Source organism: Kitasatospora sp. GAS204B, assembly GCF_029892155.1.
GTDB lineage: Bacteria > Actinomycetota > Actinomycetes > Streptomycetales > Streptomycetaceae > Kitasatospora.
The window spans coordinates 115,454-128,849 of sequence record NZ_JARZAG010000016.1; the positions used below are offsets into that span (position 1 = coordinate 115,454).

Genomic DNA, 13,396 nt, shown 5'->3' on the forward strand with positions numbered 1-13,396 from the left:
CACTTTTTGCAGTTACCGCAAGCCGGTGGACCCGGCGCCGCCGCACGGCAGATGCTCGCAGCGGACGGCAGAGCATGGGCGACCGTGCGAATTCACCGAGACGGAACGGGTGGTGCGCGATGACCGGACAGCGATCAGCGGAGGACCGGATGCGGTTCTTCGTCGAGCAGGTGCAGGAGCGGGGACGGTTCGAGCTGATCGACGATCTCTTCCACCCCGACTTCCGCAACCGCACGGCGGCGCCGGGGCAGCGCGATGACCGGGCGGCGGTGCGGGAGCTCATGACAGCCCTGCACGAGGCCTTCTCCGACCTGCGCGTCGAGATCCTGCACTGCGTCGCGGACGGGGACCTGGTGGCCACCCACAAGGTGTTCCGCGGCAGGCACACCGGATCGTGGTTCGGCGTCCCGCCGTCCGACCGCCAGGTCGAGTTCAGGGTGATGGACATCCTTCGCCACCAGGACGGGCAGTGGGTCGAGCACTGGGCCGTCGCCGACGGGGTCAGCCTGCTGCGCCAGACCGGCGCCCTGCCCTAGGACCTTGTCCGGCCGTGGAAAGCGGGCGAGTCCCGCACGGATGCCGTGCGGGACTCGGGGGACTCGGGGGGCGTCAGCGGCGCCGCAGCGACGGGTCGAGCAGGGCGGGCGGGGTGTCGAGCTTCTCGTGTGCGGCGAGGTCGGTTCCGGGGGCGACGATCGCGTCGATGGCGTCGAGCACATCGGCGCCCAGCACGGTGTCCGCGGCGGCGAGTTGCGCGTGCAGGTGCTCCAGCGTGCGGGGACCGATGAGCGCGCTGGTCACGGCGGGGTGCGCGGTGACGAATCCGAGCGCGAGCTGGATCATCGTCAGGCCGGCCTGGTCGGCGACCTTGGCCAGCTGCTCGACCGCGTCGAGCCTGGCCCGGTTGGCGGGGACGGCGGTGTCGAAGCGCTGCGGCATCATGGCCGAGCGGTTGGTGGTGATCTCGCGGCCCGCGCGGACCGCGCCCGACAGCCAGCCCGAGCCCAACGGGCTCCACACCAGCACGCCGAGCCCGTACTCCTCGGTCACGGGCAGCACGTGGGTCTCGACTCCGCGCTGCAGGATCGAGTAGCTGGGCTGCTCGGTGACGTAACGGCTCAGGTGGTGCTCACGGGCGGCCCACTGGGCCTGCACGATGCGGTAGGCCGGGAAGGTCGAGGAGCCGAAGTGCCGGATCTTTCCCGCGCGCTGCAGGTCGGTCAGCGCCGACAGCGTCTCCTCGTCGCCGGTGCTGGGGTCCCACCGGTGGACCTGGTAGAGATCGACGTGCTCGACGCCGAGCCGGCGCAGACTGTCGTCCAGCGCGGTGACCAGCCAGCGGCGCGAACCGCCCCGGTGGTTGCGCTCCTCGCCCATCGGCAGGCCCGCCTTCGTGGCCAGCACGATGTCGTCGCGGCGTCCGGCGATGGCCTTGCCGACCATCTCCTCCGACTCCCCGCCGCTGTACATGTCGGCGGTGTCGATGAGGTTGATCCCGGCCGTGAGGGCGGCGTCGACGATGGCGGTGACCTCGTCCCGGGTGGTCTGTCCGATCCTGCCGAAGTTCATCGCGCCGAGCGCGAGCGAGCTGACCTGCACACCGGTGCGGCCCAAAGTGCGGTACTGCATGACCGTGTTCCTCCAGTCACTGCCCTGACATCCCGCACAAGCGGAACGTTGCTCCACTTACGATACGGAACGCCGTTCCGCATCGCAAGGCGGAAAACGTGGAGGCGGGCCCGGGTGCATGATGGTCACTGCGAACGACGTCGGCCCCGGTCCGCGCACGAAGGGCGCGGACCGGGGCCGACGATGGGGCTGAGACCGTCAGTAGGCCTGGTAGCCGAAGAGGTCCACCACCAGCTGAACGCCGGCGCCGGAGGCGTTGTAGAACGAGACCTTGCCGTCCTTGACCGGGACGACGACCTGGTTGGGGATCGTCTCGCCGGCGGTCCAGTTGAGGTTCGAGGCGTCCGGTGCGGCGTCCCCGTGCGGGTAGACCGTCAGGTGGCCGTCGGCACCCGGCTCGGTCACGGTGACGTTCAGCGTGACCGACGTCGCGTTGGGCGGGAGTTCCGCCGTCGAGATGTCGAGCGTGCCCCAGGCCGGGACAGCACCGGCCGGCCGGTTCGAGCCGTCCTCGAAATACGTGGTCTGCCGGGTGTCCATCAGACGCGCCGGCCCGCTGGGCTGGTACGTATTGCGTCCCGTCGTGCTGTAGTAGCCGGCGAGGTCGGCGATCAGGTGCACGGTGCCGCCGGAGGCGTTGTAGAACGAGACCTTGCCGTCCTTCACCGGGACGGTCACCAGGTTGGGGATCGTCTCGCCGGCGGTCCAGTTGAGGTTGGACGCGTCGGGTGCCGCGTTCCCGTGCGGGTAGACCGTCAGGTGGCCATCGGCACCCGGTTCGGTCACGGTGACGTTCATGGTCACCGCGGTGACGCCGGTGGCCGGGACGCCGGCGATGCCGGTGACCGGGAGGTCGACGGTGCCCCAGGCGGGGACGGCGGTGGCGTTCGGGACGCCGATCGGGACCCGGGTGTCCAGCAGGCGGGTGGGACCGGCCGAGGTGAACAGGCTGCCGGTCGTGCTGTAGTAGCCGGCGAGGTCGGCGACCAGCTGCACGGTGCCGCCGGAGGCGTTGTAGAACGAGACCTTGCCGTCCTTCACCGGGACGGTCACCAGGTTGGGGATCGTCTCGCCGGCGGTCCAGTTGAGGTTCGACGCCTGCGGCAGGGGGTCACCGTGGGGGTAGACCGTCAGGTGGCCGTCGGCACCCGGTTCGGTCACGGTGACGTTCATGGTCACCGCGGTGACGCCGGTGGCCGGGACGCCGGCGATGCCGGTGACCGGGAGGTCGACGGTGCCCCAGGCGGGGACGGCGGTGGCGTTCGGGACGCCGATCGGGACCCGGGTGTCCAGCAGGCGGGTCGGACCGGCCGGGGTGAACGCGCTGCCGAAGCCCTGGAACTCCTGCGCGCCACGGTCACGGTAGCCGCTACCGGTGCCGGTGTTGGGCACCGCCGGGTCGTCCACCGGCGGCCACTCCCAGGCGTCGGTGCTCATCATGCCGGGGGCGTTCTCGTCGGCGGAGTCGACGATCGGCGAGAGCGAGTCGTTCGGACCGTGCTGCCACACCTTGTTCGGGTCCGACACGTAGTCGTGCGAACCCTGGCCGGTCGCCGTGGTGAAGTCCTGCTGGGCGGTGTACGTCGTGCCGCCCCAGTTGTAGGCCGGACCGCCGCTCATCGGCGAGACGGTGTCGTAGTCCTCCTTGGTGCCCGTGACGGAGTCCGGGGAGACCGAGATTCCGGTGTCCGAGGAACCGGCCGGGCAGGGCTTGCCGCTGCTGGCCGAGGTGTCGACCACGTTGTTCTCGAGGACGGCGTCCGTTGAACCACCGCTCAGGACGATGCCGGCCGAGCAGCCGGTGAGGAGGGTGTTGCTGACGACCACGGTGCCCGGTGCGTTGGACACCTGGATGCCGGTCTGGTCGGTCGTGCTGTTCGGCTGCACCATGTTCGTGGACACGACCGTCCCGGTCGAGCCGCCGTCGACCTGGATCAGCGGACCGGCCGCGTAGCCGAACTGCCCGTGGCCGAAGAAGACACCGCTGGAGTTGTCGGTGACGTGGACGCCGCCGCCCCACGCCTGGACGCCGGTGATCGAGACGTCCTGCGCGTTGTCCACCACGATGGACTGCTTCTGGTTGGAGGAGACGACGAGGTTCTGGATCCGGAGGTGTTGGGCACCCTTGATGACCAGGCCGAAGTCCGGGGAGTTCGGCGCGCCACCGGTGAACGAGGCGCGCGCCCCCTGCAGGCCGGGGCCCGGGTCCGGGCCCCGGAAGGTGATCGGAGCCGTCGCCGTGCCGGAACGGGTGAGGGTCAGCGCGGTGTCGTTGTAGCTGCCTGCGGCGATCTCCACCGTCTGACCCGGCATGACCACCGCGGCGGCGGCCGCGATACGGCAGAACGGCGCCGCCTGGGTGCCGGTGCCGGCGTCCGAGCAGTGGGCCCCGGCCGCGTTGTTGACGTAGAGGGTGGTCGCGTCGGCGACGGCGCTGGTCGAGCTCAGGGCCGGGACAACGGCTATCCCGAGCAGTGCGGTCCCGAGCAGTGCGGCAATGCGGTTCTTGATGATGCCCCCAGGGAAAAGCGAAGTTGGAGCCGTTCAGAGCGGCGGGCCTTCGACCGTCGGGAATCCGCCTTCGGCGAAGGGCGAACGGATTCTCGCACAGGGGTTCGCAGGGCGGCGAGCCAGATTCGTCAGCGGAGCCGCGCTGGGTGTTTCGTGGGACCGGGCACCCTGGCTGACGCGCCGTGCCGGGGGCTGGTAGGTATGGGAGTGTGCGCTTCGACCTCGTGCCCATGCCGCTCGCCGTCCAGGACCGACCGCGGGATGAGCGCGGCTATCCGGTGCCTGCCATCACTCCGTGGGAGGACGGGCAGCCGCAGTTCGCGCTGACCGACTACGGCCGCAGTGCCGAGTGCGCTCGGGAGCGGCTGTGTTCGGTGTGCAACGCGCTGATGCCGCGCGGGCCGGTGTGGCGGGTGGTCGGGGCCAGTGAGAGTGCCGCGATCGGGGAGGCGCTGGCGGCCGGGCGGCCGTACCGCAACCTGGCGCCGACGTTGGAGGGTCCGGGGCACCGTGCGTGCATGTTGTACGCGTCGATGGTGTGCCCGTATCTGGCCAGGCCGAACGCGCGGCGGGGCCTGGGGGCCGAGCGGCCGGACGAGTTGACGGAGCATGTGGTCCGTGGGGCGGTCCGGGGCGCGCTCGGTGCGGTGGTGGGGTTCGGTGACTACGAGTTCGCGGTGACCGGGACGAAGGTGATGTTCCGCTTCTTCGACGTGGTCGAGTACCTGCCGCACGACAACGCGGACGCGCATCTGGCGGAGCTGCGGGCCGAGTTGGCCCGGAACGGCTGCGGGCCCGCTCAGCCGGCCGGCTGAACGGGCCCACGGGCGAGGCGGCTTGGGCCTCAGCTGTGACGGTAGGCGGGCAGGCCCTGGTAGCCGGAGATCAGGGTCGGCGCGGCGGAGCCGTTCGCGGGGAGGGTGACGATGCCGTTCGCGGTCCGGGCGGCGATGGTGGTGCCGCTCGGGGACCAGGCCGGCTCGGTGTAGTCGGTGGTGGCGTGCGGGGTGAGGTCCTTGGCGGTGGCGGTGGCGCCGCTGTTGGCGCTCTCGAAGAGGTGGTCGTGCCCGTCCACCGAGCGGACGAAGACGATCTGCTCGCCGTCCGGCGACAGCGCGGGCTCCGAACCCTTGGTCACCGGGCCGCCCTGCTGGCGCAGGGACTCGTCGCGGATGAAGACCTCGCCGGTGTCGCTGTTCGCGTAGACGGAGCTGCCGTAGGGGCCGCCGCCGTTCGGCCACAGGTTGCCGGTCTCCGGGTTCGGCTGGGTGTCGTCGCCCGAGTAGCCGCCGAGACCCAACTGCTGCGGCGTGCCGTCGACCGCGGTGGCGGGCACCTTCTCCAGCTGGGAGACGCCGTTCCTGGCCGCGACGAAGAACAGGTTGTCCTTGACCGGGTAGTAGCCCTGCGGCGAGGCCGCCGCGACCTGCCAGGCGGGGTGCGACCAGGTCTCACCGGCCGGGTGCTTGGCGACGGTCACCCGCCCGCTGCCGTCCGGGTTGGCGACGGCCAGGTCGCCCGCGCCGTCGACGAACGCGGCCTTGTGGCCGTCGGGGGACCAGACCAGGTCACGGACCGCGGTGCCGAAGTCGACCGTGGTGCCGTTCATCACGACGTACCGGCTGCCGTTGCTGATGGTCAGGCCGTTGCGGGCGGTGCCGTTCAGCGGCGTCGGCGAGTTGCCGGTCGCCGGCGCGCTCGACGGCGTGGCGGATGCCGACCGGCTCGGCACCGGGCCGGACGACTGCGTCGGCGTGCCGGCGGCCGCGGTGGGCGAGGCGCTCGGCGTGCCGGTCGTGGGAGCGGCGGACTGCGTCGAGGACGGGGACGGGGTCGAAACGGCGCTCGGCGAAGCGGAGTTGGCAGCAGTGGAGGTGGTCGACGGGCCGCAGGAGGTGAGCAGCAGGGCCGTCCCGGTGGTGACGGCGACGGTGAGGCTGACGGCGGCGGCGTGGCGGCGGGCGCGAGCGGACATGACGGTTCCCCCCGAGGAACTGTGAGGCGGTCTGTGGGTCTCGCCGGAGCCTTGCCTCCCCTGCCGGCGTCCGTGCCCGTTCGGTGGCTCGCTGCTCTGTGCGATAGGAGAACTCTGTCGAACGGGGGTCCGGGAAGCGTCTGCCTCCTGTCACAGGTGTGCAACCGCGATTGGTGGCCGATCGATGGTCGCCGGCTGGGCCGGTTCCCGGACGAGCACACGGCATGCCGGGGTTCGTTAAACCAAACGTTGAGGCGGCTGAAACCTCACGGAAGGCGAGTCGATACCTCTTTCTCCCTGCCTGTGTTCGGTATACCGTACGGATTGCGCCAGCGGGCGAGGCGGCGATGCCGATCGCGCGAAAGGCAGCTTGGACCGATTCGATTCATTCGATTCAGGAGATGGTTGTGACCGAGCGGACATCCGAGAGCCGGCAGCCCGAGGCCCCCGTGAGCGAGCGCAAGAAGCGGAAGAACGGCGTGCTCCCGGGAGTGAGCGACGAGCTCGCCGAGCACATGAAGCAGGGCTGGGCCGACACCGAGCTGCACGATCTGGAGCCGATCCCGCAGGCCGCGCACACCGCGCGCCGGCGGGCCGAGCTGTCCGCCCGCTTCCCCGGCGAGCTGCTGGTGATCCCGTCCGGCAACCCGAAGGTCCGCTCCAACGACACGGACTACCCGTTCCGGCCGTCCTCCGAGTACGTGTATCTGACGGGTGATCAGTCCGAGGACGCCGTCGTGGTGTTGGAGCCGGGGCCGGACGGCGGGCACCAGGCGATCGCCTACCTGCTGCCCCGGTCCGACCGGGAGAACGGCGAGTTCTGGCTCGACTACCACGGCGAGCTCTGGGACGGCCGGCGCAACAGTCTCACCGAGAACGAACGGCTGCTCGGCCTGCCCTGCCGTGACGTCCGCACGCTGGTCGAGCGGCTCGGCGCGGTCGCCGGCCCGGTCCGCGTGCTGCGCGGGCAGGATGCGGCCGTCGAGGCCGCCCTGCGGGGTGCGGTGACCGCCGAGCGCGACGAGGAGTTGCGCGTCTTCCTCTCCGAAATGCGCCTGGTCAAGGACGAGTTCGAGATCGCCGACCTGCGCTTCGCGTGCGCGGCCACCGCCCGCGGCTTCGAGGACGTGGTCCGCGTCCTCGGGACGGACACGCCGACCGGCGAGCGGGTCATCGAGGGCACGTTCTTCCTGCGCGCGCGGATCGAGGGCAACGACGTGGGCTACACGACGGTCTGCGCCGCGGGGCCGCACGCCACGACGCTGCACTGGGTGCGCAACGACGGCCAGGCCCGTCCCGGTGATCTGCTGCTGCTGGATGCCGGCGTGGAGACCAACAACCTCTACACCTCCGACGTGACCCGTACGGTGCCCGTCAGCGGCCGCTTCACCCCGATCCAGCGCAAGGTCTACGACGCGGTGTTCGCGGCGCAGGAGGCCGGCATCGCCGCGGTCAAGCCCGGCGCCGGGTACCGGGACTTCCACCACGCCGCGCAGCGGACCCTCGCCGAGCACCTGGTCTCCTGGGGTCTGCTCGGCGACCGGTCGGTGGACGAGGTCTTCGAGCTCGGCCTGCACCGTCGCTGGACCCTGGCCGGCACCGGTCACATGATCGGTCTGGACGTCCACGACTGCGCCGTGGCCCGCACCGAGCTCTACGTCGACGGCACGCTGGAGCCCGGGATGGTGCTCACCGTCGAGCCGGGGATGTACTTCCAGGCCGACGACCTGACCGTGCCCGCGGAGTACCGCGGCATCGGCGTCCGGATCGAGGACGACATCCTGGTCACCGCCGCCGGCAACGAGAACCTCTCGGCCGCGCTGCCCCGGACGGCGGACGACGTGGAGGCCTGGATGTCCCGACTGCGGGGCTGATGGCGCCTGCCGCTGACCGGACCTGACGGCCGACCGCACCACCGGGTGCGGTCGGCCGTTGCGATGTGCGGCGCCCGTCAGAGCAGGCCGAGCAGCTCCAGGTCCGCGACGCACTTGGCGATGAACTCCGGTGCGAGCGACGGCACCTGACCGCTGCCGGCACCGAGACTGCCGGCACCGAGACTGCCGACGCCCGGGCGCCCGAGGTCCGGACTCCCGACGCCCAGGCTCCCGACCGCCGCGGTGAACCGCGCGGCCGGTACCGCCGACCCCTCTCTCGGCTCGCCCGGGCGGGCGTAGGCCTGCATCAACGGCAGCAGCGACAGCCGGCGCTGGTGGTCGGGAAGGCCGCGCAGCGCCGCCTCGAAGCGCATGTGCCACTCCCGGTGATCGTCGAACCGGGTGATCGGGTGCCCGGCGCTGATCAGCCAGTCGACGATCTCGTCCAGGGAGATGCCGTCGTCGTTCGCGTTGACGGTGTTGTACGTGAGGTACCCGTCCGCACTCCGGGCGCCGAGCGAGGCGATGGCTTCGGCGGTGAAGTCGACGGGCAGGCCGCTGTAGTGAGCCCGGCGGCGGTTGCCCTGCTCGTCGAGCCGGTAGAAGGAGCGCGGCGCCATGCCCGTCGCGATGACGCTGAGGATCAGCCGGGTGAACCGGTCGGGCAGGTTCAGCTGGCCGGGCAGGCGGCTGTGGGCCAGGATCATGTCGGGTCGGAACACCGTGACCGGCAGGCCGGTCCGTTCGTGCGCCTCGCGCAGCAGGACCTCGCCGGCCCACTTGCTGGTGGCGTACCCGTTCGCGTCGGAGGTGCTCAACCGCCGTGTGGGGGAGGCCGAACGGATGTCGACCGCCTCGTCGAGGACGGACCCGTCGGGCTGCATCGCGGCGGCTATGGTCGAGACGTAGACGAACCGTTTCTGCCGTCCGGTGAGTGCCAGCCGGATCAGCTCCGCCGTCGCGGCGACGTTCGGCTCGAACAGCCGGCTGTACGGAAGCACGTGGTTGACCAGGGCCGCGGCGTGCACGATCTGCTCGGTCTCGGCGGCGAGCCGCTGCCAGGCCGCGTCGTCCAGGCCCAGCTGAGGTGCCGACACGTCCGCGGCCAGGACTTCGAGATGCTCCGCCGCGACCGCGTCGAACCAGTCGGCGCAGTCGGCCTGGCCGGCCCGGTCGCCCCCGTCCCCCGACGCCGCGCGCAGGCACCGGACCACGCGTTGCCGGGCGGCCGCGTCGTCGGTGGCGCGGGCGAGGCAGGTCAGCCGCCCGCCGGTCCGGGCGACGCGCTGGAGCCATTCGATCGCCAGGAACCGTCCGAGGTAGCCGGTCGCCCCGGTGAGCAGGACCCGCTCGGCCGGACGATGCTCAATACCGGAGCGCTCGACAAGGAGCCGCTCGTCCAGGAAGTGACCAAGGGTCAGGTCGCTCGCCCGCACCTCCACCGCGTCGCGACCGTGCACCGAGGCGAACGTGGCGCGCAGCTCCCGGGCCCCGCGCGCCGCGCCGAGGCGGTCCGCGATGCGGGCCAGCGTCGAGCCGGGGCCGAGGACGGCCTGGACCGGGACCTCGACGTCGAAGAGCTGCTCGAGAACGGTCGAGAAGGTGTGCGCTGACAGCGAGTCACCGCCCAGCTCGGTGAAGTTGGCCTCCGGCCGCACCAGCGACGAGGGGTAGCCGAGGGTGATCTGGACCGCGCTGAGGACCGCCTCCAGCGGTGTGACGTCGCGGCCCTCGGCCCGCAGTGCCGCGAACTGGCCGGCCCGGCCGGTCGCGATGTCCGCGTACAACTGCTCCAGCCGGGCGCCGTAGTGCTCCTTGAGGGCGGGGCGCAGGAGCTTGCCGACCCCCGACAGCAGTCCGTTCCCGATCGTGAACGGCTGCCGTTCGACCAGCACGTCGTGCGGGACCTCGTAGGCGTTCAGGCCCGCGCCGTGGGCGAGTTCCCGCATCGAGTCGAGGACGGTGGCCCGGATCGCGGCATCGTCGGCCTGCCCCAGGCGCTCCCGGTCGGGGACCACCACCGCCAGTAGGAACGCCTGCTCGGGGCTGCCGTAGACGTAGAGCTGCGCGATGGACGGGCTGGTCGAGTAGAGCGCCTCCAACCGGGACACGGCGACGAACTCCCCCTGGGAGAGCTTCACGACGTTGTTGATCCGGTCGACGTAGACCAGGCGGTCGGGTGCGATCTCGGCGAACACGTCGCCGGTCCGGTAGTAGCCGTCCTCGTCGAAGGTGCGTGCGCTGGCGTCGGGCTGCTTGTAGTACCCAGGGACCAGGCCGACCGACTTCAGCCGCAACTCGCCCCGGGGGTACGGCTTGTCGGTCGCGAAGTAGCCGAGCTGCGGCACGTCGACCAGCCGGTAGTCGAGCACCGGCGGACGGCGCACCTGCTGGTCGACGACGACGGCCCTGGTGGTCTCCGTCGACCCGTAGCAGTCGATGATCTTCGTGTCGAGGACCGAGGCCATGAACGTGTGCATCGCCGCCGACAGCGGCGCGCTGCCGCACAGGGCGCTGACGATCCGGCCGCCGAGCATGCCGTCGCGGACCTGGTCGCGGGCGGCCGCCTCGGCATCGGGTCGGGCCAGGCCCGCGCGGCAGCGGCGGTCGGCTTCGAGCAGGTACCGCTGGTGGACCATGTCGCAGATCCTCGGGACCAGGCTCAGCACGGTGGGTCGCGCCAGGCGCAGGTCGTCGAAGAGCGTCGACATGTCGCTGCGGGCGGTGAAGAAGCCGATGCCGCCGCAGGAGAGCCCGGAGACCAGCCAGGAGCGGCCGTTGACATGGCTCATGGGCATGTAGTGCAGGATGATCGTCGGCACCGGCGTGCTGCCGCCCGCCGGGCCGCTCATGCCGCCGCAGCCGTTCTGCCACATGCGCGTGATCATGGACGCGGTGTAGATCGCGCCCTTGGGCGTGCCGGTGCTGCCGGAGGTGTAGATCAGGCCGAGCAGCCGGTCCGGATCGCCGTCGTCATACGGTGGCACGGCGGGCAGTTGGCCGCCACGGCCCAGTTCGTCCCGCAGCGAGACCACCGTGGCTCGCTCGCCCAGCTTGTCGACGGCGGCCCGCAGCGCCTCGCGGTGGTCGTCCACGCGAAGGTCGCAGTCGAAGACGACCAGGCGCTCGATGGAGTCGGACGCCAGGACGGTGTCGACCGCGGCGTCGATCGAGCCGAGGTCGGCGGCGAGCAGCCGCGGCTGCGTTTCGGCGACGACCGGGGCCAGCCGTACCGCGGACGATCCGGTGGCCAGCGGGACCGACACCGTCCCCAGGTACATGCAGGCCAGATCGATCGTGGCGTAGTCGACGCTGGTGAAGCCCAGCGTCGCGACGAAGTCGCCGGCGCGCAGGCCGCCGCCGGCGGGGTCGGCCCAGGCGGTGGCGAGGCGGCCGACCCGCTGCCACAGCTCGGCGTAGGTCACCGTCTCGAAGCCGGGCAGGAGTTCGAGGGTGCGACGGCCGGTCGCGGGGTCGTGGACGATCCGCTCGGCCCGACGGGCGAGCGCCGTCCGGTCGGCGTAACCGTCCATCGCGGCCGAGATGGTGCCGATGAGGCTGCCGGCGCGCTGCCGGATGGCCTCGGCGACGGCCGGCGACGGGGCGGCTGCGGCGAATTCGGGATCGTTCGCGTGCAGTGCCGCGGTCCGGGACGCGAGGTCGCGACCCGTCTGGTGCTCAGACATGAGTGCTCCGGTGTGTGATGGAGTCCGATGAGGCTCCCGCCGGACCGGCCCTGCTGGACCGTGCCCCCCACACGCCCTAGGCCGGGTCGGCGGGCAGCCGGCGAGCGCCGAGGCCGACGGCCAGCGCCATCAGCAGGTAGATCAGAACGGCCGCGAACGCCGGTGCGGCGATGCTGTTGCCGGACTTGAGGCCGCCGATCAGCGCGACGCCGATGGTGGTGCCGGACGACCGGCCCGCCGACATCAGTCCGCTGGCGAGGGCCGAGCGGTGCGCCGGGGCCGTCGCCATCACCAGGGTGATCTGCGGAACGGTCGCCAGACCGAAGCCGAGTCCGATGAACGCGAGCCCGATGCCGGTACCGATCGGGGTGTCACCGCCGATGAAGACCAGCAGCACCCCGCCGACCAGGGTCAGCAGCACCGCGATGCCCAGCACCCGTGGCGCGCCGAGTCTGGCGTGGACGCGCCCGGCGACCAGCGGCATCAGGGTGATCGGCAGCGCGGAGGGCAGGAAGCAGAGTCCGGTGGTGATCGGGCCGTACCCGCGCACCTGCTGGAGGAAGACGCTGATCGAGAACAGCAGCCCGTAGTAGCCGGCGAAGAGCAGCAGGCCCGCCGCGACGAAGCCGCGGAACCCCGGGGCCCGGAACAGGTCGCCCGGGATCATCGGGAACGCGTACGTGCGCTGCCTGACCACGAAGGCGGCGAGCGCGAGGACGGCCGCCACCGCCGCCACCATCGGCAGCGGCCGGGTCCAGCCCAGCTCCCGCCCTTCGGTGAGCGCCAGCGCGATGCCGGCGAGGAAGGCGGCGGCGAGCAACTGGCCCAGCACGTCCTGGGGTTCCTTGCGGACGTTCGCCCCGGCTCGGGGCATATGACGGGCCGAAAGCCACTGGATCACCAGCACGGCCGGCACGTTGACCAGGAAGATGCTCCGCCACCCCACCGCCGCGACCAGCGTGCCGCCGAGGATGGGACCGAAGGCGACCGGGCTGCCGGCGACCATCGCCCAGATGGAGATGGCCTTCGCACGGCCGTCCGGGTCCCGGTAGGTGTCGGTGAGCATCACCAGCGTGGCGGGCGTGAGCAACACCCCGCCGAGCCCCTGCAACGCCCGCGCGACGACGAGCGCGGGACCGTCGGGAGCCAGTCCGCACAGCACGGACGTCACCCCGAACACGGCGACGCCGAGCCGGAACATCCGAACGGCGCCGAACCGTGCGACCATCGCGGCCCCGGCCAGCACCAGGCTGGCGAGGACGATCGCGTACGCGTCGACGACGAGCTGCATCATCGGCAGGCTCGCCCGCAGGCTGGCGCGGATCGCCGGGATCGCGACGTTCACGATGCTGATGTCGATGACGATCATCCCGGTCGCCAGGCTGGCCACCGCGAGAACGCGACGGGGTCTCACGGGGGCCTCGGCCAGGTCCGGCGCGTCGCTGTCGAGACTGGTCGAGTTGGCCATGGGGCCGCCATTTCAGGTGAGACGAATGAATTCCTGCCGATCAGTGCTGCGAAATCCTAGACCCGCGGCCGGCCGTGGCGTCAACCGGCAGCCGTCGAACTGACCGGAAAGCGCCGGAATAGTCCGATTCCAGGGTCCGGTCTAGAAAATCCTCTGTTTCCGACCGAGCCGGGCGCTCCGTAGTGTCGAAGCGTCGAGAACAGCGAGAGGAGGCAGCATGGGAGCACGCGGAACGGGTTCACCACTGCCTTTC

Annotated in this window: 9 protein-coding genes; 4 read left to right on the top strand and 5 right to left on the bottom strand. The window is 71.4% G+C overall.

Going from position 1 to position 13,396, the window contains the following annotated elements; all coding sequences use genetic code 11:
* Positions 1–119: 119 nt before the first annotated feature.
* Positions 120–536, top strand: coding sequence for an ester cyclase (locus P3T41_RS22215; protein WP_280691745.1), 417 nt, complete (start codon positions 120–122; stop codon positions 534–536).
* Positions 537–609: 73 nt separating this feature from the next.
* Here P3T41_RS22215 and P3T41_RS22220 read toward each other — a convergent pair whose 3' ends face one another.
* Together P3T41_RS22220 and P3T41_RS22225 are read right to left on the bottom strand one after the other, a co-directional pair.
* Complete coding sequence (locus P3T41_RS22220; RefSeq protein ID WP_280691746.1) at positions 610–1,629, bottom strand: aldo/keto reductase; 1,020 nt, start codon at positions 1,627–1,629, stop codon at positions 610–612.
* 198 nt (positions 1,630–1,827) lie between these two features.
* On the bottom strand, positions 1,828–3,942 hold the full coding sequence (locus tag P3T41_RS22225; RefSeq protein ID WP_280691747.1) for a right-handed parallel beta-helix repeat-containing protein: 2,115 nt from the start codon (positions 3,940–3,942) through the stop codon (positions 1,828–1,830).
* Positions 3,943–4,349: 407 nt separating this feature from the next.
* Between P3T41_RS22225 and P3T41_RS22230 the strand changes: the two genes are divergently transcribed.
* On the top strand, positions 4,350–4,955 hold the full coding sequence (locus P3T41_RS22230) for a hypothetical protein (RefSeq protein ID WP_280691748.1): 606 nt from the start codon (positions 4,350–4,352) through the stop codon (positions 4,953–4,955).
* A gap of 29 nt (positions 4,956–4,984) precedes the next feature.
* On the opposite strand, the gene P3T41_RS22235 is transcribed toward P3T41_RS22230, so the two are convergent.
* Positions 4,985–5,749: a hypothetical protein gene (locus P3T41_RS22235; RefSeq protein WP_280691749.1), complete on the bottom strand. Its 765-nt coding sequence runs from the start codon at positions 5,747–5,749 to the stop codon at positions 4,985–4,987.
* On the opposite strand from P3T41_RS22235, the gene P3T41_RS22240 reads away from it, so the two are divergent.
* Complete coding sequence (locus P3T41_RS22240; protein WP_280691750.1) at positions 5,721–6,140, top strand: hypothetical protein; 420 nt, start codon at positions 5,721–5,723, stop codon at positions 6,138–6,140. The two genes, P3T41_RS22235 and P3T41_RS22240, sit on opposite strands and share 29 nt — an antisense overlap.
* A gap of 376 nt (positions 6,141–6,516) precedes the next feature.
* Positions 6,517–7,989 carry an aminopeptidase P family protein gene (locus P3T41_RS22245; protein WP_280691751.1) on the top strand — a complete coding sequence of 491 codons (1,473 nt, stop codon included), beginning with the start codon at positions 6,517–6,519 and terminating at the stop codon, positions 7,987–7,989.
* A 77-nt stretch (positions 7,990–8,066) separates the two neighbouring features.
* Here the strand turns inward: P3T41_RS22245 and car are convergent, their stop codons facing one another.
* On the bottom strand, positions 8,067–11,675 hold the full coding sequence (gene car, locus P3T41_RS22250) for a carboxylic acid reductase (protein ID WP_280691752.1): 3,609 nt from the start codon (positions 11,673–11,675) through the stop codon (positions 8,067–8,069).
* A 76-nt stretch (positions 11,676–11,751) separates the two neighbouring features.
* Positions 11,752–13,143, bottom strand: coding sequence for an MFS transporter (locus tag P3T41_RS22255; protein ID WP_280691753.1), 1,392 nt, complete (start codon positions 13,141–13,143; stop codon positions 11,752–11,754).
* Positions 13,144–13,396 lie beyond the last annotated feature (253 nt).

Coding starts and splice junctions, on each gene's coding strand:
- P3T41_RS22215 (WP_280691745.1), top strand. CDS start 120: ATGACCGGACAGCGATCAGCGGAGGACCGGATGCGGTTCTTCGTCGAG.
- P3T41_RS22220 (WP_280691746.1), bottom strand. CDS start 1,629: ATGCAGTACCGCACTTTGGGCCGCACCGGTGTGCAGGTCAGCTCGCTC.
- P3T41_RS22225 (WP_280691747.1), bottom strand. CDS start 3,942: ATGCCGGGTCAGACGGTGGAGATCGCCGCAGGCAGCTACAACGACACC.
- P3T41_RS22235 (WP_280691749.1), bottom strand. CDS start 5,749: ATGAACGGCACCACGGTCGACTTCGGCACCGCGGTCCGTGACCTGGTC.
- P3T41_RS22245 (WP_280691751.1), top strand. CDS start 6,517: ATGGTTGTGACCGAGCGGACATCCGAGAGCCGGCAGCCCGAGGCCCCC.
- car (WP_280691752.1), bottom strand. CDS start 11,675: ATGTCTGAGCACCAGACGGGTCGCGACCTCGCGTCCCGGACCGCGGCA.
- P3T41_RS22255 (WP_280691753.1), bottom strand. CDS start 13,143: ATGGCCAACTCGACCAGTCTCGACAGCGACGCGCCGGACCTGGCCGAG.